This is a genomic window from Rhodococcus sp. IEGM 27, from assembly GCF_033142305.1.
Lineage (GTDB): Bacteria > Actinomycetota > Actinomycetes > Mycobacteriales > Mycobacteriaceae > Rhodococcus_F > Rhodococcus_F oxybenzonivorans.
Map to the genome: position 1 here is coordinate 303,899 of NZ_JAWLSG010000005.1, position 21,206 is coordinate 325,104.

General features: G+C 67.5%; 11 protein-coding genes and 1 pseudogene. 6 read left to right on the top strand and 6 right to left on the bottom strand.

What is annotated here, in order from left to right:
- Nucleotides 1-58 precede the first annotated feature (58 nt).
- From R4P95_RS19430 to R4P95_RS19455, 6 genes are all read left to right on the top strand, one after another.
- Nucleotides 59-10,675, top strand: coding sequence for an SDR family NAD(P)-dependent oxidoreductase (locus R4P95_RS19430; protein ID WP_317746234.1), 10,617 nt, complete (start codon nucleotides 59-61; stop codon nucleotides 10,673-10,675).
- A gap of 42 nt (nucleotides 10,676-10,717) precedes the next feature.
- On the top strand, nucleotides 10,718-12,013 hold the full coding sequence (locus tag R4P95_RS19435; protein WP_213572504.1) for a wax ester/triacylglycerol synthase domain-containing protein: 1,296 nt from the start codon (nucleotides 10,718-10,720) through the stop codon (nucleotides 12,011-12,013).
- A gap of 30 nt (nucleotides 12,014-12,043) precedes the next feature.
- The gene (locus tag R4P95_RS19440; protein WP_317746233.1) at nucleotides 12,044-12,562 is read left to right on the top strand and encodes a DinB family protein; all 519 of its coding nucleotides are present in this window, start codon (nucleotides 12,044-12,046) and stop codon (nucleotides 12,560-12,562) included.
- A 110-nt stretch (nucleotides 12,563-12,672) separates the two neighbouring features.
- Complete coding sequence (locus tag R4P95_RS19445; RefSeq protein ID WP_109329042.1) at nucleotides 12,673-13,800, top strand: NDMA-dependent alcohol dehydrogenase; 1,128 nt, start codon at nucleotides 12,673-12,675, stop codon at nucleotides 13,798-13,800.
- 45 nt (nucleotides 13,801-13,845) lie between these two features.
- Nucleotides 13,846-14,664, top strand: a complete 819-nt coding sequence (locus R4P95_RS19450) for a serine hydrolase domain-containing protein (protein WP_213572502.1) — start codon at nucleotides 13,846-13,848, stop codon at nucleotides 14,662-14,664.
- 125 nt (nucleotides 14,665-14,789) lie between these two features.
- Nucleotides 14,790-15,299 (top strand): DUF3145 domain-containing protein, encoded by a 510-nt coding sequence (locus R4P95_RS19455; protein ID WP_109329046.1) that lies wholly within the window; start codon nucleotides 14,790-14,792, stop codon nucleotides 15,297-15,299.
- Between the two features lie 144 nt (nucleotides 15,300-15,443).
- Here the strand turns inward: R4P95_RS19455 and R4P95_RS19460 are convergent.
- The 6 genes and pseudogenes from R4P95_RS19460 to R4P95_RS19485 all read right to left on the bottom strand — a co-directional run.
- Nucleotides 15,444-15,524, bottom strand: a pseudogene (locus tag R4P95_RS19460) (hypothetical protein); the annotation flags it as partial.
- 101 nt (nucleotides 15,525-15,625) lie between these two features.
- Nucleotides 15,626-17,059 (bottom strand): acyl-CoA carboxylase subunit beta, encoded by a 1,434-nt coding sequence (locus R4P95_RS19465; protein ID WP_159921571.1) that lies wholly within the window; start codon nucleotides 17,057-17,059, stop codon nucleotides 15,626-15,628.
- A 93-nt stretch (nucleotides 17,060-17,152) separates the two neighbouring features.
- Nucleotides 17,153-18,403, bottom strand: coding sequence for a KasA/KasB family beta-ketoacyl-ACP synthase (locus R4P95_RS19470; protein WP_109335018.1), 1,251 nt, complete (start codon nucleotides 18,401-18,403; stop codon nucleotides 17,153-17,155).
- A gap of 8 nt (nucleotides 18,404-18,411) precedes the next feature.
- Complete coding sequence (acpM, locus tag R4P95_RS19475) at nucleotides 18,412-18,723, bottom strand: meromycolate extension acyl carrier protein AcpM (protein ID WP_109329100.1); 312 nt, start codon at nucleotides 18,721-18,723, stop codon at nucleotides 18,412-18,414.
- A gap of 107 nt (nucleotides 18,724-18,830) precedes the next feature.
- Nucleotides 18,831-19,748 (bottom strand): ACP S-malonyltransferase, encoded by a 918-nt coding sequence (locus R4P95_RS19480; RefSeq protein ID WP_208961860.1) that lies wholly within the window; start codon nucleotides 19,746-19,748, stop codon nucleotides 18,831-18,833.
- Between the two features lie 127 nt (nucleotides 19,749-19,875).
- Nucleotides 19,876-21,147 (bottom strand): PucR family transcriptional regulator, encoded by a 1,272-nt coding sequence (locus R4P95_RS19485; protein ID WP_213572501.1) that lies wholly within the window; start codon nucleotides 21,145-21,147, stop codon nucleotides 19,876-19,878.
- Nucleotides 21,148-21,206: the final 59 nt, after the last annotated feature.

A 21,206-nucleotide genomic window follows, 5' to 3' on the forward strand; every position in this document is an offset into this window, starting at 1 on the left:
GATAGAATCGGGTTTCTGCGCTGGACCGGGGGGGCTCTCGGATTGGAGCTGATCTCGGATGGCCGATCAGGCGAAACTCCTCGACTATTTGAAGCGGGTCACCGCAGAGCTCTATCAGGCGCGGGCGAAGTTGCGCGAGGCCGAGGGGGTCAGTCGCGAACCGATCGCCGTCATCGGAATGGGCTGCCGGTTCCCTGGCGGGGTGCGGTCACCGCAGGATTTGTGGCGCCTGGTGGAATCGGGTTCCGATACCGTCACCGAGTTCCCCGAGGACCGCGGCTGGGAGCTGGCGGATCTCTACGATCCGAAAGCCGAGCAGGCCGGCAAGACGTACACGGTGCAGGGCAGCTTTCTCGACGATGCCGCGGGCTTCGACCCGGAGGTCTTCGGCATATCACCCCGCGAAGCGCTGGCCATGGACCCGCAGCAGCGGCTTCTTCTCGAAACGAGCTGGGAAACGTTCGAACATGCCGGCATCGATCCGCGGTCCATGCACGGTCGCCAGGTCGGCGTCTTCACCGGGTTGTCGGGAATCGACTATGCGGCGCGGGCGGGCGGCATGCCGCCCGAGGACCTCGAGGGGTACTTCATCACCGGCAACGCCATGAGCGTTGCCTCCGGCCGGGTGGCATACAGTTTCGGCCTCAGCGGACCGGCGATCACGGTCGACACTGCCTGCTCGTCGTCGCTGGTCTCCATGCACCTCGCCATGCAAGCGCTGCGCAGCGGTGAGTGCGAACTGGCTCTGGCCGGCGGCGCGACCGTGATGTCGACCCCCGCGGTGTTCGTCGAGTTCAGTCGCCAGCGCGGACTGGCTCGCGACGGGCGGTGCAAGGCGTTCTCGGCCGCGGCAGACGGCACGGCGTGGGGTGAAGGCGCGGGGATAGTGGCGCTGGAACGTCTTTCCGACGCAGAGCGCAATGGTCGCCGGATCCTGGCCGTCGTCCGCGGCAGTGCGGTGAACCAGGATGGCGCGAGCAACGGCCTGACCGCTCCGAACCGGCAGGCCCAGGAGCGGGTGATAGGGCAGGCACTGTCCAACGCGGGGCTGGGACCGGCCGACGTCGACGCGGTCGAGGCGCACGGAACCGGCACCAAGCTGGGCGATCCGATCGAGGCATCGGCCCTGCTGGCCGGCTACGGCCGGAATCGTCCCGTCGACCAGCCGCTGTGGCTGGGCTCGGTGAAGTCCAATCTCGGACACACCCAGGCCGCCGCCGGCGTTGCCGGCGTGATCAAGATGATCATGGCGATGCAGCACGGGGTTCTCCCGCAGACGCTGCACGTCGACCGGCCGACCCCGCACGTCGACTGGTCGGCCGGTGCGGTATCTCTGCTCACCGAGCAACGGAAGTGGCCCGAGGTCGATCGGCCCCGCCGGGCAGCGGTGTCGTCGTTCGGCATCAGCGGCACCAACGCCCATGTCATTCTCGAGCAGCCCCCGACGATCGAGCCGGTAGCCACCGGATCGCCTTCTCCGGCAGGCGAAGTCGTGGCGTGGTGCGTGTCCGGGCACACCGCACCCGTGCTGCGCACCCAGGCCGCGAAGTTGCGCGACTACGCCGCAGACCATCCCGAACTGACGCCTGCCGCGGTAGCCGGCGCACTGCTCGGCTCACGTGCCACCTTCGACTACCGGGCCGCGGTGATCGGGGCGGAGCCGCAGGTGCTGCTGGCCGGCCTCGACGCGCTCAGCCGAGGCATGCCCAGCCCTCACGTGGTCAGTGGCGTGGCCTTGGAAGCCGGGGACCGGCCGGTGTTCGTCTTTCCCGGGCAGGGCTCGCAGTGGGTGGGGATGGCCACGGAGCTACTGGATTCTTCGCCGGTCTTCGCCGACAGTGTGCAGGAGTGTGCCGACGCGCTTGCCCCCTTCACGGACTTCTCGCTGCTCGAGGTACTGCGCGATCGAGATCCGGCCTCACTGGACCGGGTCGATATCGTGCAGCCGGCGCTGTTCGCGATGATGGTCGGTCTCGCGCAGTTGTGGCGTGCACACGGCGTCGACCCGGCGGCGGTGGTCGGTCACTCGCAGGGCGAGATCGCGGCCGCCTACGTCGCCGGCGCACTGAGCCTGTCCGACGCGGCGCTGGTCGTCGCGGCGCGAAGCAAGGTGATCGCCGCATCGGCCCGGCGTGGCGGTGGGATGGCCTCGCTGGCATTGCCGCACGACATCGTGCGGGAGAAGATCCAATCCTGGTCCGGTGCCATCGAGGTTGCGGCGATCAACGGCCCGACTGCGACGGTGGTCTCAGGTCCCGTCGATGCCCTCGACATCCTCGTCGGGCAGGTGCAGGGCGACGGCGTCCAAGCAAGGCGGATCGCGGTGGAATACGCCTCCCATTGCGCCGACGTTTCGGTGCTGCGCCAACCGATTCTCGACGCCCTGGGCTCGATCGAGCCGCACCGGTCACAGATTCCGTTCTACTCGTCGGTGTCAGGTGGTGCGTTGGACGGCAGCGCGCTCGACGCGGACTACTGGTACCGGAATCTGCGCCGCACGGTTCGATTCGAACAAGCGACGAGAGCCCTTGTGGCAGACGGATATCGATTCTTCGTGGAGTCGTGTGGCCACCCTGTCCTGACCGTGCCGTTGCAGGAAACGCTCGAGGCAGCGGGCGTCGCCGGACGAGCCATCGGCACCCTGAGGCGCGACAATGCAGGCCTGCGCCAGTTCACCGTCGCACTCGCCGAAGCCCAGGTACACGGAGTGCACGTCGAGTGGGACCGGGTGCGGTGGGCTCACCGCGACGATCGGCAGCAGTGGGTCGACCTGCCCACGTACGCCTTTCACCACCGCCGCTACTGGCTGGAAAGTTCGGTGCCGCACGGCGATGTGGCATCGGCGGGCATGGAGACCGGGGGACACCCGATGCTCGGTGCGTCGGTCGAACTCGGCGACGGGCGTGGCGCTGTGTTCACGGGAGTGCTGTCGCCGCAACGTGTTCCGTGGCTGAGTGATCACGCGGTGAACGGCACGGTCATCCTGCCGGGCACAGCTTTCGTAGAGCTCGCCCTGCACGCAGGAAGCCGTGTCGCGTGCGGACGGCTCGAAGAACTCACCATCGAGGCGCCCTTGATGATCCCCGGCGACGGTGAGGTGGCCGTGCAGGTGAGCGTGCTCGCCGACAACGAGGCCGGCCATTCGACGGTATCGGTGCATTCTCGATCGGCGGATGCGTCGGGGGATGCTCCGTGGACCCGGCATGCCACCGGCGTGCTCACCGCAGACGTGGACAGCGCGGACTCCCCCGAAGAGTGGCCGCCGGCCGATGTCACACCGATCGACGTCAGAGGGCTGTACGAAGTGCTAGACGACGCCGGCTACGGGTACGGCCCGATGTTCCGGGGGTTGCGCGCAGCGTGGCGCCGCGGCGACGAGCTGTTCGGCGAGGTGCGGCTGGGCGGAGAGGACCCGGCCGCGGCGGTGGCGGGATACGGTATTCATCCGGCCGTGCTCGACGCCGCGCTGCACGTTATCGCGTTCGGAGTCGCAGACACCGGCGCACGCGACGTCCGGCTGCCGTTCGCCTGGGGGACAGTGCAACTGCACGCGGTAGGCGCGACCGCCTTGCACGTGCACATCACCACCATCGGGCCCGAGCGATATCGGGTATCGGCCTACGACTCCGCCGGCAAGTCGGTGCTGACCGCAGACTCGTTGGCGCTCCGGCCGCTGGGAGAAACCGGGGTACCACCCACCGGGGCCGGCGAAAGCCTCTACCGCGTGGAGTGGATGCCCGTCGGTGCATCCGCTGCGGCCCCGGCCGAGCTGCTGCCCCTCGCGGAGGCGCTCTCCGGAGCCGAACCCGACGGCCGCGTGCTGTGGCTGGCCGGCGAACCGGGTGATCAGTCGGACGTGCCGACGCGGGCGCACGCCGTCGCCGAGTCGACGCTCCGGGCGGTCCAATCCTGGCTCCGGGACGAGCGTCTCGCCGAGACCCACCTACTGGTCACGACCCGGCTCGCGGTAGCCGTCCGCGACGACGAACCGATCGACAACATCTCTGCCGCGCCCGCGTGGGGACTGATCGGGGCGGTGCAACACGAGCATCCGGACCGCGTCACCCTGGTCGACCTGGACGTGCCGCCCGCCGACCTGTCCGATCCCACGCTGTTGTCCATGGCGCTGGGGTGCAACGAACCTCAGCTGGCCATCCGCGAAGGGGTGCTGCTGGCACCCATGCTCGCCGCGGCAGCGCCCGCCGCGGCGCCGCCCGACGCGGGACCGGCACCCTTCGGTCCGGCCGGCACGGTCGTGATCACAGGTGGGACCGGGACTATCGGCAGACTGATCGCGCGCCACCTCGTGGCGCGGTACGGGGTGCGGCGGCTCGTGCTGACGGGCCGGCACGTGCTCGATGCCGAGAGCGCGGCACGACTGCGGGAGGAGGTTGCCGAGCCGGGTGTAGAGATCCGCGCAGTCGCCTGCGACGTGGCCGACCGCGCAGCTGTGGCGGACCTGCTCGCCGACATTCCCGACCTGTCCGGCGTCATCCACGCTGCCGGTGTGCTCGAGGATGCCACCGCCGCTGCCGTGACCCCGCAGCAATTGCACGCCGTTCTGCGTCCCAAGGTGGACGGTGCCTGGCATCTGCACGAACTCACCCGCGACCGTGAGTTGTCGGCTTTCGTGCTGTTTTCCTCTGCGGCGGGTGTGCTCGGCGGCGCCGGCCAAGCGAATTATGCAGCGGCGAATGTTTTTCTCGACGCACTCGCGCAGCACCGCCGCCTCCGCGGACTGCCGGCGATCTCCATGGCCTGGGGATTGTGGGACCGCCCGAGCGGGATGACGTCCCATCTCAATGCGGCCGACCTCGACCGGTTGCAGCGCACGGGCATCGACACCCTCAGCCCGGAGTCGGGGCTTGCGCTGTTCGACGCGGCGCTTGCCGTCAATCGTCCGTTGATCGTGCCGATACGGCTGTCGGCGCGTTCCTCGAAGTCCGACGGTGAGTCGGTGCCGCCCATCCTGCGTCGCGTGCTGGGTATCCGTCACCGCCGCGCTGCCGCCGCCGACGGGCCGACCGGCCTGGCCGACGAGTTGCGCGCACTCGGTCCCGCAGAGCGGCACAGCCGGGTGCTGGACATCGTCACCACCCACGTTGCGGCCGTACTCGGGCACGAGGGGAAGGAGGCGATCGACCCGGAACGGGCGTTCAAGCAACTCGGTTTCGACTCGCTGACCGCCGTGCAACTGCGAAATCAACTGACCACTGCCACCGGCGTGCGGCTCGCGGCGACAGTCGTTTTCGACCATCCCACTGCTGACGCGCTGACTCAGGAGTTGGTCGCGCGACTTCTCGGCAGTTCTGCTGCTCCGCAACCGACCCAGAAAGCGCGAACCCGCAGAGACGACGACCCGATTGTCATTGTGGGAATGGCGTGTAGATATCCGGGGAAGGTGTACGGCCCGGACGACTTGTGGCGGCTCGTCCGCGACGGTCACGACGCGGTGGGGGCGTATCCCGACAATCGAGGCTGGAATCTCGACGAGGTGTACGACCCGGACCCGGATCGCAGCGGCACAACGTACATGCGTGAAGGAGGGTTCCTCTACGACGGCGACGAATTCGACGCCGCATTCTTCGGAATCAGTCCGCGCGAGGCCGTCGCGATGGACCCCCAGCACCGCCTGCTGCTGGAGTGTGCCTGGGAAGCGTTGGAAGCGGCGGGGATACGGCCCGATTCCCCCGACCTCACCGACACCGGCGTGTACGTGGGGATGATGGGCGGTGACTACGGCTTCCACCTGATGAGCCAACGCAATGTCGATGCCGAGGGCTATCTGATGACCGGGACCAGCAACAGCGTGGCCTCCGGTCGGATTTCGTACTCCCTCGGATTCACCGGTCCCGCAGTCACCGTCGACACGGCCTGCTCGTCGTCGCTGGTGGCCATGCATCTCGCGGCGCGGGCGCTGCGCGACGGCGAATGTACTCTCGCGCTGGCCGGTGGAGCGACGCTGATGGCTACGCCCGGTGTTCTCATCGAGTTCAGCCGCCAGCGCGGGCTCGCCGCGGACGGGCGGTGTAAACCGTTTTCCGATCGGGCCGATGGCACAGGGCTCAGTGAAGGCTCGGGGATGGTGGTGCTCGAGCGGCTCAGCGACGCAGAACGCAACGGTCACCAGGTATTGGCGATCGTCCGCGGATCGGCGGTCAACCAGGACGGTGCCTCCAATGGATTGACCGCACCGAACGGGCCGTCGCAGGAGCGGGTGATCCGCCAAGCGCTGGCCAATGCCGGGGTCGGACCCGCGGACGTCGACGCCGTGGAAGCACACGGCACCGGCACGACGCTCGGTGACCCGATCGAAGCGCAGGCACTGCTGGCTGCGTACGGGCAGGAGCGGGACGGACGGCCGCTGTGGCTCGGTTCGGTCAAGTCGAACATCGGCCATTCTCAGGCGGCGGCGGGCGTGGCCGGTGTGATCAAGATGGTGATGGCCATGCGGCACGGGATGCTGCCCCCGAGTTTGCATGGTGACGCCCCGACGCGGCACGTCGATTGGACGGCGGGTGAGGTCTCTCTCCTGGGCGAATCGGTTGCCTGGCCTGAGACGGGACACCCCCGCCGGGTCGGGGTTTCGTCGTTCGGCATCAGCGGCACCAATGCGCACATGATCCTGGAGCAGCCGGCCGGCTCGGCCACGCCGAAGGTCTCGCCCCCGTCGGCATCGCCGTTGGTCTGGGTGATCTCCGGAAAGACCGGGGAGGCACTACGCGCGCAGGCCGCACGGTTGACCGCCTTCCTCGATCGCGATGACGCGGAACTCCCGGATCCCGCCGACCTCGCCTACTCGCTGGCCACCACTCGATCCGGTTTCTCCCACCGCGCCGCGGTGGTCGGGGAAACGCTGACCGATCTGCGCGACGGTCTGGCTCGCATCGCCCTGGGCCGACCTGGCGGCAACGTCCTCAGCGGGACGAGTTCTCGCGGCAAGACTGCGTTCATGTTCACTGGCCAGGGTGCGCAACGGATCGGGATGGGCCGCGGTCTCTACGGTGCCTACCCTGTGTTCGCCAGGGCCCTCGACGAAGTCTGCTCCGCCCTCGACGAGCATGTGGAAAGCGCTGTCCGGCAGGTGATGTGGGACGAATCCGACGGTGGCGGCGCAAAGCTCGACAGTACCGAATACACCCAACCGGCGCTGTTCGCGGTGGAGGTCGCGCTCTCCCGGTTGCTGCGGGACTGGGGTATCACCCCTGACTACCTGATCGGTCATTCGATCGGCGAGATCACCGCAGCGCACGTCGCGGGAGTGTTCAGCCTGCCCGATGCCGCCGCCCTGGTGGGTGAGCGCGGACGGTTGATGCAGTCCACCCGTCCGGGCCGGATGATCGCGGTACGGGCACGCGCGGACGATGTCGTGGCGCAGCTCGACGGCCGGGTAGATCTCGCGGCCGTGAACGGTTCCGAGTCGGTGGTGCTCGCGGGCAGCGAGCACGACATCGACGCCGCCGCAACCGAGCTGTCCGCCGCGGGAATGAAGACGACGAGCTTGCGGGTGGAGCGAGCCTTCCATTCGACCCTGATGGAACCCATCCTCGACCAGTTCGTCTCCGTAGTGTCGAGGTTGACCGCGCAGCCGCCGAAGATTCCGGTCGTCTCCAACGTGACCGGGCGGATCGCCTCCGCCGAGGAGCTCACGTCCCCGAGATACTGGGCGCAGCACATCCGCCAACCGGTGTTGTTCGCCGACGGCATTGTGGCCCTGGACGATCTGGGCGTCACCCGACTCGTCGAAGTAGGTCCCGGCGCAGCCTTGGCCGCGAACGCCGCGGAGGTCGTCCCGACTGCATTCGCCGCACTGCCCGGACGCGGCGACGAGGCGCACGAAATCATGGAAGTCGTCGCGGCGGCCTATGTGTCGGGTGTCTCGGTCGACTGGGAGCGGGTGATGCCGGGTCGTCGCCGGGTACCTCTGCCCACCTACGCATTTCAGCGCCGTTCCTTCTGGCCGTCCGCGGCGGCGCGTAACGCCGGCGATCCGACGGAGCTGGGGCTGAGTCCGGCGGATCATCCACTGCTCGGCGCGGCGGTGACACTCGACGACGACGCGACGTTGTTCACCGGACAGCTCTCGCTGCACCGGGATTCATGGCTCGTGCCGCCGCCGGCCGAAGACGGTAGCCCATCGACGGCCGACGATTCGCACACGGTAATGCCCGCAGTGCTGGTCGAGCTCACGTTGCACGTAGCCCACCACGTCGGTCTGGACCATATCGACGAACTCACGCTGCACCACCCACTTACCCTCCCGGCGTCCGGGCTGGCCTCACTTCGCGTGCTGGTGTCGCCGAACAACGACACCGGCGGCCGCACCGTCACCATTTCGTCGAACGTGAGTGAGGCCGGCAGCGTAGACACCTGGGTTCGGAACGCGTCGGCGACCATCGACGACGTCGTCAGCTCCGAATCGGATGTACGCCAGCACGTTTCCGCGGACGACGATGCCGAAGTTCGCCTCGGTGAAGGCGTCGACACCAGCGGCTTCGGCATCCATCCGGAGCTTCTGCAGGCAGCGCTCGAGCCCCTCCTCGGAGGCGACGGCTGGCCACTCACATGGTCGGGAATCCGTCTGCACACCGTCGGTGCGGAGGCAGTATCGGTACGTTTCTCGACGACCGAGGACGGGCGATACCGCATCGTCACTGCGGACCCCGAGGGTTCGCCTGTGTTGACCATCGATGCGCTGAAGGTGGTGCCGCGGGCGGTCAGCGGGGAAGGAGCGGGCCGCTCGGCAGGCCTGCCGCTGCACCGGCTCACGTGGATTCCGGTCGAGGGCGGAGCCGCCGAGCCGGACCTCGGCCCGTCGGTCATCCTCGGCGCAGAGGGATTCGGCGACGACGGGATCGGTTCCACCTTGCCGAACTATCCCGATATGGCGGCATTGCGGGCCGCACGGGAGTCGCTGCCCGACGGAGACGACCGACGTCCGTGGACGGTGCTCGTCGGGTGTGGCACCGAGGGCGGAGGCGGGCCGGAAGCGACCCATGCGCTGTGTGCTCGGGTGCTGCGACTGCTGCAGTCGTGGCTCGACGACGACGAGGTTGCCGACAGCGCGCTCGTGATCGTGACCCGTGATGCGATGGTCACCGAGGACGGTCGGGACCGAGGCGATCACCTCGAGGCTGCGGCAGTGTGGGGTCTCGTCGGCTCCGCGCAGAACGAGAACCCGGGCCGGATCGTCCTGATCGACCTCGACGATGCGTCGGACGTCGAACCCGCCGTTGCCGCGGCGGTGGCGAGCGGAGAACCTCAGCTGGCAGTTCGGAACAACACCTTGCTCGCGCCTCGGCTGCGGCGTCTTCGCGCCGTCGACGAATCCGGCTCGGCCCTCGATCCCCGCTCGCCCTTCGATTCCCGCGGGACCGTTCTCCTCACCGGCGGCACCGGCACCGTGGGATCACTGGTCGCTCGCCACCTGGTCACCGAGCATGGGGTCCGGCACCTGCTGTTGACCAGCCGGCGCGGACCCGACGCCGAGGGTTGCGAACAACTGCGGAGAGAACTGAGCGGCCAGGGAGCCGAGGTGAGCATCGTGGCGTGCGATACCTCCGACGAATCGGCAGTCGCCCACTTGCTGTCCCGAATACCGGAGGAGCACCCACTCACGGCTGTGATTCACGCGGCCGGAGTGATCGACGATGCCACCTTGTCCTCGCTGACCCCCGAGCGACTCGACGCCGTGCTGCGGCCCAAGGTCGACGCGGCCTGGAATCTGCATCGGCTGACCGCAGCCTGCGATCTGCGCGCGTTCGTCATGTTCTCTTCGCTCGCCGGAGTCCTCGGGGCGCCCGGGCAGGCGAACTATGCTGCCGCGAACATGTTCCTCGACGCGCTCGCCCGTCACCGCAACGCCCTCGGACGGCCCGCGCTGTCGATCGCCTGGGGCATGTGGGCACCGCCGAGTGCCATGACCGACAACCTCGGTGCGATCGATCTCGCTCGTGCCCGTCGCAGCGGGATGGTCCCGATGACCGCTGCCGAAGGCCTGGCTCTCTTCGACAGTGCGTTGACCGCCGGTGTGCCGACCGTGGCGGCGGCTCGGCTCGACCTGTCCGGTTCGGCCGCTCCGTACGTTCCCGCGCCACTGCGTGGTCTGATACGGGAGGTGCGTCCGCGCGCCGCAGGTTCGGACTCGGTGGCGACCGGATCCAGCGGGTCCGGGACCTCGGATTGGGGTCAGCGCCTTGCTGATCGGTCGACGCCCGAGCAGCGGCACCTGATGCTCGAACTGGTTCGGGGTGGGGCTGCAGCCGTCCTCGGCTACGACTCTCCGGACGCGGTAGACGCCGACCAGGCCTTCAAGGAACTCGGCTTCGACTCGCTGGCCGCCGTTGCGCTCCGCAACTACCTCGGCGCCGCCACCGGCCTGCGGTTGCCGCCGACAATGGTGTTCGATCACCCCAGTCCGCGTGCCGTCGCCGAATTCCTGCGCGGAGAGCTCGTTCCGGATCCGGTGTCCGTCGCCTTGTCCGACGTCGACCGACTTCGCGCCGCCATCGCCGAGCTCGGCACCGACACCGAGGCGCGGTCGGCCGTCGCGAAGCGGCTGGAAAGTCTGCTGGCAGAGGTGGCGGCGCCCGAAGAGGCGCACGCCGACACGGTCGACAAGATTCACGCCGCCACCAGTGAGGAGATCCTCGATTTGATCGACCGCGGTTTGTGAACCGCCGGACTACAGACTGCGCGCGAGGGTAGGTTCGGACGAGTGGCCAGCGAGGATCCCGATCGGCTCTCCGCCGATGACGCGCGCATCCTGGCGCTGGAATCGGCGGCAATCACCGGTCATACGCTGAAGTTGGTCGTCCTCGAGCCGGATGCCGGACCGCTCGACCTCGACGCCCTGAGATCCTCGGTAGCGGCGCGACTTCCCGGTCGACCCCGCGCGAGGCAGCGGGTCGACACGTCGGGACCGGAGCCGCGCTGGGTCGACGTCGCCGACTTCGCGATCAGCGACCATGTCCGGCGTCTGGCAGAGCCCGCCTGCGTCTCGCGGGCAGATCTGTGGCGGGCCGTCAGCAGGCTGATGTCCGAGCGACTCGACCATGACCGACCGTTGTGGACAATCGACGTGATCGGCCCGCTCGGTGACGGCCGCGAAGCGATCGCGGTCCGGATTCACCATGCGATGGCCGACGGGATCACGGCGGTCCGCTTCCTCGATGCCGTGCTCTGGGATCCGCACCCGCATCCGGACTCCGGCCAGGGGGCGCGACCGGGCATTCGCCCGGCTCCGGCGAAGCGCTCGTGGTTCGCCGAGGCCCGGCGGATGCCCGGAGCGATCTGGCGGGAACTCGTCTCGCGCGGGTCGCGCTCTCCTTTCGACCGCCCGATCGGTGTCTCCCGGGAGGTGGCCTTCACGGTCGCCCCGCTGGCAGAGCTGAAGTCGATCGGGAAGTCACGTCCCGTCCACGCAACGGTCAACGACGTTCTCCTCGCGATCGTCGCCGGCGGGGTGCGCCGATGGCTCGGCGACGGCGCGGCGGGGCTTCCGCGACTTCGTGCCCAGGTTCCGGTCAGCCTCCATCACCGAACGGAGAGCGCGGGGGAGTTCGGGAATCGGGACTCGTTCCTCAACATCGATCTGCCGCTCGGGGAGACCGACCCGCTCGAGCGGCTCGACCGGATTGCCCGAGAGACCACGGAGCGCAAACTCCTCGGCGATGCCGAAGAACTCTACGACCTGTTCCATGCCCTCGGGCGCACGAAGCACCTCGGCAGCGCTGTGGAGCGGCTCGCCGGGAGCGCGCGAGAATTCAGCCTGTCGATTTCGAACGTTCCAGGCCCGGCCGTACCCGTGGGGGTGGCCGGTCGCCGGGTCGAGCATCTCTTCTCCTCTTCGGAGCCGGCCGCGCACCACGCCCTCCGTATCGCCGCGATCTCGTGCGCCGGGAGCATCGGGATCGGGCTTTGCACCGATCCGGCGACGCTGCCCGATGTCGCCCGGCTTGCGGTCGCGATCGACGACTCGTACGCGGAACTGCGCAGGGCGGCGATCGGGTGAGGGTGATCGCCGAACCCTACGATGACGGACATGGCGATCACTCCCGACACCAAGAACTGGACCTGGGTTCTCGAACGGGCTTGTCCCGACTGCGGGTTCGACTCCGCGGAGGTCCGGTACACGGACATTCCCGATCTCGTGCGCGCGAACGCCGCGGCGTGGGTACCGGTTCTGGAGCGGCCAGACGTGGCTGTGCGCCCGGACGAGGGGACGTGGTCGGCGCTCGAGTACGCCGCCCACGTGCGTGACGTGTTCCGCATCTTCGACAAGCGACTGCAGTCGATGCTGGACGAGACGGATCCGGTGTTCCTCAACTGGGATCAGGACGAGACAGCTGTGGCGGAGCGGTACAACGAACAGGACCCTGTGGTGGTGGGGAGGGAGCTCGCTGCGGCGGCGGCCCGCGTGGCGGATGCCTTCGACGCCGTCGAAGCCGAGCGACGCCACCGGACCGGGCGGCGTAGTGACGGCGCGTCGTTCACGGTGGAGTCGCTGGCGAAGTACTTCGTCCACGATCCGATCCACCACCTCCACGACGTGACCCGGTAACAGTTTCGGATTCTGGGGCCCGATTCGGTAGAACGTGTTCCAATTCGGGTTGATTGTGTCTATCGTCACATCAGCAGATGCGCAGACATGAATGAAGGGTTGGAAGACACATGAAGACCAAGGGTGCGATCCTGTGGGGCCTGAACGAGCCGTGGTCGGTCGAGGAGATCGAGATCGGCGATCCGGTTGCGGGCGAGGTGCAGATTCGCATGGAAGCCGCCGGCATGTGCCACTCCGACCATCACATCGTCACCGGCTCGATGCCCATGGCATCCTTCCCGGTGATGGGCGGCCACGAAGGGTCCGGCGTCATCACCAAGCTCGGGCCGGAGGTGAAGGACCTCGAAGTCGGCGACCACGTGGTGCTCTCGTTCGTGCCTGCCTGCGGACGCTGTCCGGCGTGCTCGGCGGGACACCAGAATCTCTGTGACCTCGGGATGGGGCTCCTGAGCGGGTTGGCAATCAGTGACGGCACCTTCCGCATCCACGCGCGCGGCGAAAACGTCATTCCGATGTGCCTCCTCGGCACGTTCTCGCCCTACATGGTCGTGCACGAGACCTCGGTCGTGAAGATCGACAAGGACATTCCCTTCGACGTCGCCGCCCTCGTCGGCTGCGGAGTTCCCACCGGGTGGGGGTCGGCCACGCGGATGGCGGAGGTGAAGCCGGGTGAATCCGTCGTCATCATGGGTGTCGGCGGCGTCGGCATGAGCGCCCTGCAGGGTGCGGTGGCGTCCGGAGCGCGCCAGATCTTCGCCATCGATCCCGTTCCGTGGAAGCGGGAGCAGGCACTGAAGTTCGGGGCCACCCACGCGTTCGAGAGCGCCGCGGCCGCCATCGAGCCGATCATCGCCCTCACGAACGGGTTGATGGCGCAGAAGACGATCATCACGGTCGGGGAGATGCGCGGCGAGTATGTCGAGGAAGCCCTGCTGCTCACCAGTAAGTTCGGCACCTGTGTCGTCACGGCCATGGGCGCGATGACCGACATGGACGTCAAGCTGAACCTGTTCCTCTTCTCGATGCTGCAGAAGGACCTGAAGGGCACCATCTTCGGCGGCGGAAACGCCCGGGTCGAGATCCCGAACCTGCTGGCCATGTACAAGTCGGGGCAGTTGAACCTCGACGACATGATCACCCGCACCTACACCCTCGAAGGGGTTAACGACGGGTATCAGGACATGCTCGACGGCAAGAACATTCGCGGCGTCATCCGGTACACCGAAGCCGACTGGTGACGGCTCGCCGCAGCAGACCACGGGGTGCTCTCGTAGGCTGACCGGGTGCAGAGTCTCGATCAGATTGCCCGATGGCCCGTGGACAACGCTGCGGCGGTCGTCCTGTCGCGAGACGAAGGGGTGATCGGCGAGTACGGCGACCAACAGCGCGTCTTCCCGCTCGCCTCGGTCACCAAATTGCTCTGCGCGTACGCAGTCCTGGTGGCCACCGAGGAGGGGGCCGTCGAACTCGACCAGCCCGCAGGCCCTGAGGGTTCGACGGTGCGTCACCTCCTGGCGCACGCGTCGGGCCTCGCCTTCGACGACAATCGGGCGCAGACCACGCCGGGGCGTAAGCGGATCTACTCGAGCGCAGGCTACGAAGTGCTCGCCGAGTTCGTCACCGCCGAGACGTCGATCGACTTCGCCGACTATCTGGCCGAATCCGTCTTCGCGCCGCTGAAGATGGGGGCGTCCGCGCTCTTCGGTCCCGCCGGCCACGGCGCGGAGTCGTCGGCGGGCGACCTCGGACGTTTCGCCGCCGAGTTGCTCCGGCCTGCGCTGTTGTCGCAGGAGACGGTCGATGCGGCCACGTCGGTGCAATTCCCGGGCCTGGACGGCGTTCTGCCCGGCTACGGGTCTCAGCGTCCCAACGACTGGGGTCTGGGATTCGAGCTCCGTTCCCACAAGAGCCCGCACTGGACGGGCCTGAGTAACTCGCCGCGCACCTTCGGGCACTTCGGCCAGTCGGGCACGTTCCTGTGGACCGATCCCGCGGCGGGGCTGGCGTGTGTGGTGCTGACGGATCGCCCATTCGGTGACTGGGCCAAGCCGCTCTGGACCGAGGTGAGCGACGCGGTGCTGGCGGAGGGCAGGCGATCATGACACACCGAATATGCGAATCACTGGCGCAACACGGGCAACACAAGGCACACTGGTCCACCGAGCGTGCTGCACGCATCGACTGAGGCCGTTGGGGAAGACGTCCCTCGTCGAAGCAGGAGGCTGGAGTGCGCGCATTGGATCAGTTCGCGGACGCGACGGCTGGAGTTGTCTACATCCACTCGTCGCCCGCCGCGTTGTGCCCCCATATCGAGTGGGCGTTGACCGCAACCCTCGACTGCCCACCCAATCTCAAGTGGACCTCGCAGCCGGCTTCCAAAGGGGTTCTGCGCGCCACCACCAGTTGGGTCGGCCCCGTCGGCACCGCCTCCCGACTGGTCAATGCGCTTCGAGCCTGGCCGATGCTGCGATTCGAGGTAACTGAGGATGCCAGCGAAGGTGTGGACGGCGAGCGATACAGCCACGTTCCCGGCATGGGTCTGTGGCACGGTTCCACCAGCGCCAACGGCGACGTCGTCGTAGGGGAGATGCGACTCCGGGCCCTGATGGAGGCCGGTGGCGACATCGCCGCCGAACTCGACTACGCGTTGGGCACTGCGTGGGACGAGGAACTCGAGCCCTACCGCAGCGGAGGGGAAGGCGCAGAGGTCACCTGGCTGCGCAGGGAAGTCGGCTGACCGCGGGTCATTTGGCCCGGAAAGATATTGGCGGAACTTCGTGTTGGAGGACGCCGGCATACCTCGTCTGGGGAGACGGGGACGCCGTCGCAGCCGCTGCGCGTACGCCTCGGCGTCGTCCCGAATCGGGTCGACCTCCGCGGCGATGATCAGCGCGGGCCGCAGATCACGCAGCGACTCGGCGCGCAAAGGGGCTGCGAGGTGGTCACCGCCCGGGTGGTCCACACCGCCGTGTAGGTAGACGAGGGCGGGACTGTTGCTCTTCGCACCGACGTAGGCACTCCGATATGACTCACACCGAATCGACCGCGGTGTGGTCTACCGAATCAGAGCGGGATGTTCTTGTGATCGCCGCGATGCGCGGGGGCGGCCGCGAGGGCGGCGGTGATGACGCTGCGTGTCTTGGCCGGGTCGATCTCCTCGTCCACCACGCCGATCGCAACGGCGCGATCGACACCACCGGCGATGCTCTCGTGCTCGATGGCCAGACGCTCGTGCAGCGCCTCACGCTCTTCTTCGGGAGCGGCGGCGAGCGCACGCTTGTGCAGGATGCCGACAGCAGCCTTGGCGCCCATCACGGCGACCTCGGCGTCGGGCCAGGCGTAGACGGCGGTGGCCCCGAGCGCGCGAGAGTTCATGGCGATGTAGGCGCCACCGTAGATCTTGCGCGTGACCACCGTGACCCGCGGAACCTTGGCCTCAGCGAAGGCGTGGAGCAGCTTGGCGCCGCGACGAACCACGCCTTCCCATTCCATGCTGACGCCGGGGAGGTAACCGGGGACGTCGACGATGACGACGAGGGGGATCCCGAACGCGTTGCACAGGCGCACGAAACGCGCCGACTTCTCCGCACTTTCGGAGTTGAGGCAACCGCCGAGGCGAAGCGGGTTGTTGGCGATGACGCCGACCGTGCGGCCGCCGAGGCGGCCCAGCCCGGTGACGATGCTGCGCGCGTAATTGCCCTGCAGCTCTTCGAAGCTCGACTCGCCCTCGACGTTGTCGAGTAGTTCGTGCACGATCGGGCGAACATCGTAGGCGCGCTTGGCCGACTCCGGCATGAGGGCGCGGAGATCGGTGTCACCGTGTTCGGCTGCGGCCTGGTCGAATTCGCCTTGCTCACAGAACATCGACACGAGGCGGCGCGCCCGATGCAGGGCATCGGCCTCGTCGTGGGCGGCGATGTGCGCCACACCCGACTTCTTGGTGTGAGTGTCGGGGCCGCCGAGGGACACCATGTCGACCTGTTCGCCGGTGACACTGCGCACCACGTCGGGGCCGGTCACGAAAACGCGGGCCTCGGGCGCCATGATGACGATGTCGGTGAGGGCGGGGCCGTATGCGGCTCCGCCGGCGGCGAAGCCGAGGACTACGGAAATCTGGGGGATGCGACCGGAGGCACGCACCATGGCCTCGAAGACGAGTCCGACGGCGTGCAGCGCCTCGACGCCTTCGGCGAGGCGCGCACCACCCGAATGCCAGAGCCCGACGATGGGGGCATCTTCCTCGAGGGCGGTGTCGATCGCCGTGACGATGTGCTTACAACCTTCGACCCCCATGGCACCGCCCATGACGGTGGCATCGGAGCAGTAGGCGATGGTGCGGACACCGTCGATGTTGCCGGCCGCAGCCAGCACACCGGACTTGTCACGCGGGTGCAAGGGGACGACGGTCCCGGCATCGAACAGCTTTTCCAGGCGCGCAAGGGGGTCGCGTGGATCGACTGACGCATCGGACTTCGTTGCGGGTGCCAAGATTGTCATCGCGTCTCCTTGTAGCGGCCCTGAGGGGCTGTCGATGGGTGGAGACCCCCTGAGGAAGGAGGTCTCCACCCGCGATCTAGCTGGACCGGCTTGTCAGACCCGGCCGAAGGCGAGCGCGACGTTGTGCCCACCGAAACCAAACGAGTTGTTGATCGCGAACTCGATCTCGCCGTAACGGGCTTCGCCCTTGACGACATCCAGATCGATTTCTGGATCCTGATTCTCGAGATTCAGCGTGGGCGGAATGACTCCCTCACGCAGACTCAGGACCGTGAGCACCGCCTCGAGCGCACCGACGGCGCCGATCGAGTGCCCCAACGCGGACTTCGGTGCGTACACCGCAGCATGGTTGCCGACAGCAGCCTTGATGGCGTTCGCCTCTGCTGTGTCACCGATCGGCGTGGCCGTGGCGTGCGCGTTGATGTGCTGGATGTCCTTCTTCGTCAACCCAGCAGTCTCGATTGCCCTCGTCATGGCCCGCGCAGCGCCCGAACCCGAAGGATCGGGAGCGACGATGTGGAACCCGTCGGAGGTGATTCCCGCGCCCAGCAGACGGGCGTGGATGGTGGCACCGCGAGCCTTGGCGTGCTCCTCGGTCTCGAGAACCATCATTGCGCCGGCTTCACCGAAGACGAAGCCGTCGCGATCCTTGTCGAACGGCCGCGAAGCCGCCTTCGGATCGTCGTTCCGGGTGCTCAGCGCGCGCATCATCGCGAAGCTCGCGATCGGCACGGCGTCGAGGTAACCCTCCACACCACCGGCGACGATGATGTCGGCGTCACCCATCACCAGCATGCGGTACGCATGGGCGATGGCCTCGGAGCCCGAAGAGCAGGCCGAGACGGGTGTGATGACCCCGGCGCGGGCCCCGAGTTCGAGTCCGACGGTGGCCGACGGACCGTTGGGCATCACCATCTGCACCGCGAACGGCGACACCTTGCGATAGCCGCCGGCCTTCATCTTCTCGACTGCGTCGATGAGAGCCTCGCCGCCGCCCAATCCGGTGCCGATGACGACTCCGAGTCGGTCCTTGTCGACCTCCGGGCTGCCGGCGTTCTCCCAGACCTGACGGCCCAGGACGAGCGCCAGCCGCTCGACGAAACTCATCCGGCGAATCTCGACCCGGGACAGCGACTCGTCGGGCGACACCTTGAGCTTGCCACCGATCGTCACCGGAAGGTCGTTCTCGGCGACGAAGGGCTCCTGGATGGTGTCGATGCCGCTCTCGCCGGCCAGCAGGCCCTTCCACGTGGCATCCACATCACCAGCGATCGACGTCGTGGCCGCGAGGCTCGTGACGACGATGTTGGGGAACTGTTTCCCGTTGGTCGAGGCGGAAGTCACGGTTGAGCTCACTCCTCGTCGTTCTTGGCTGCTTCGAGCTTGGCCTTCACGGCGTCAGCCTCGGCGCCGCCTTCGGCTTCGAGCTTCTGGATGTAGGACACGGCGTCACCGACGGTGCGCAGGCCTGCGAGATCCTCGTCGGGGATCTTCACGCCGTACTTGTCTTCGGTCTGAACGGCGATCTCAACCATGGAGAGGGAGTCGATGTCGAGGTCGTCGACGAAGGACTTTTCGATGGTCACCTCGGAGGGTTCAATGCCGGTGACCTCCTCGATGATCTCCGCGAGTCCGGCGATGATGTCTTCCTGGGTGGCGGCCACTGAGTGGCTCCCTTCTGATTCGGTGTAGATGTATCTGGAGTTGTGCGGACGCGTCCCCATCGGCCGCGCCCGCGGGCCCTGCACGCACCTGAGGTGCGCGCAGCAAACTAGCCGACTTGTGTGAGTTCGGCCAGCGCGGAGATATCCCCCGGGGTCTTGAGTGCCAGAGTCGGCGTACCGCGCATTTCACGCTTGGCGATGCCGACCAGGGTTCCAGCTGGTGGAAGTTCCGCGATCGCGGAGACCTGAGCGGTCCGCAGACTCGCGGTGCACAGGTCCCAACGCACAGGTCGGGTCACCTGCGCAGCCAGCTTAGTCAGTGCGTCGGCTCCAGATGCGACCGGTGCGCCGTCGGCGTTGGAGAGCAGTGTGCGAGTGGGTTCGTCGGGCTTGATCTTGGACGCCGCTTCGGTGACGGCTTCCTGGGCGGGTGCCATGAACCGGGTGTGGAAGGCGCCGGCGACGGGGAGTGCGCGCACCCGTGCCTTCTCCGGTGGGTTGGCGGCGAGCTCTTCGAGCGCGGAGAGCAGACCCGCTGCCACGATCTGGCCGGCAGCGTTTCGGTTGGCCGGCTCGAGGCCCAGCTCTTCGAGGCGGGCGAGGACCACGGTTTCGTCGCCGCCGAGGACGGCGGACATTCCGGTCGGTTCGAGGGCGCAGGCCTTGGCCATCTCCGCGCCGCGGATCGCGGCGAGGGCGACAGCATCATCTGTGGAGAGCACACCGGCGATAGCCGCCGCGGCGAGTTCCCCGACCGAGTGCCCGGCCGCGATGGCGTCGGCGGGGATCACACCGCGGGTGTCGAGCTCCTCGAAAGCGAGCAAGGCGGCGGCCACGACGAGAGGCTGAGTCACCGACGTGTCGGTGATCTCCTCTGCCGTCGCTGTGGTGCCGAGCCGGACCAGATCGAGGCCGGAAGCCTTCGACCACAGTGCGACACGGTCATGAGAACCCGGCAGCTCCAACCAAGGGATGAGCATGCCGGGTGTCTGAGAGCCCTGACCCGGGGCGAGCAACGAAATCACTCTTCAAGAGAACACCGTCAGGTACGTACTGCGAGATGTCGTTGCGGATGAACCTTTGTCAGCGGATTTGTTGGGTTCCTACAAAATTGCACGTGGGCCCCTCGCATCGAAATTGGACAACCGTTCGTTACAGCCCTGGTTCTCCGAATGGGAAGCCTGTGACTGGTGTTAAACGTGTGATGGGTTCGTTATGGGAACGTGTCAAACGACCGACTGTGGCGGCCACCCGAAGCACGTACGCATCCCTCGGATTCGTCGGATCTCGGCCCGTGACTTCGGCGATTCGCTTGAGTCGATACCGCACAGTATTTGGATGAACAAACAGCTGCCGTGCACAAGTCTCAACCGCACCTCCACAGTCGAGATAGGCGTCCAACGTGTCCGTCAGGACCCCGCCCGCGGCCGCCAGCGGAGCTACGAGATGTTCGTTGAGGGCAGTGACCGCCGCGTTGTCGCCGAGGAGCGCGCGTTCGGGGAGAAGTTCGGCGGCGTGGACCGGCCGGGGGGCGCCTCGCCAGCCTGCTACCGCCTGCATCGCGGCCAGCGCCTCGACGGCACTGAAGTGGGCTGCGCCGAGCGTCGGGGTGGTCGGACCGATGATCACCGGCTCTTCCGAGAACTTGCCGAGCAGATCCGACATGAAACTCGAGTGCCCCGACCCCTCCTGTAGTTCACCGCTGACCACCATCACCAGGCGGGAGCCCTGCACCACGGCCAGCGCTGCACGGCCGTGTTTCTGCGCGATGGTGTGCACCGTCCCGACCACGGACACGCGCTCGTCCTCCGGCGGTGTGCCCACGATCACGGTGGCGGGCGCGGTGGCGTCCCAGTTGAGGGTGGCCGCCCGCGACAGCATGTCGGACCCGGTGTCGCCCCGGACGACGGCATCGACGACGAGTGCCTCGAGCCGGGTGTCCCAGGCGCCGCGGGATTCCGCGGCACTCGCGTAGACGGAGGCGGCCGCGAAGCCGAGCTCGCGTCCGTACCGGAGCACGGCCTCGGTCAGTGCGATCAACTGCTGGTCGTTGCGGGCGAGGGCGGGAAGCCACTGCTCGAAGAACTCCATGGCCACCCGGACCATGTCGACCGTTTGCCGGAGAGTGAGTCGGCGGGCCAGGTCCTGGGGGATGACCTGGAAAGCGTCGAGGCTGAAGCGGATATCGCTGTCCGGGTCCTTGAGCCACTCCAGAAAGTTGACGACCGCCGTCTGCACGAGCAGTTGCACGTTGGAGCGTTGAGCGGCATCGAGGTCGTCGAAGAAGGGCAGTTGATCCTGCATGGTGGTGACGGCCTCGGTGGAGAGGCGGCCGGAAAACTGCTTGACGCGGCGCAGGAGAGCATCGGGCAACGGATCTCTGGGCTGTCGTCTGCGGGAGACCATCGGACTCTGCTCGACCATGGTCAAGAACCTACGCTCACCGCCGCCCGAGATGTCCGACGGACACCCGGGCGGCAGTG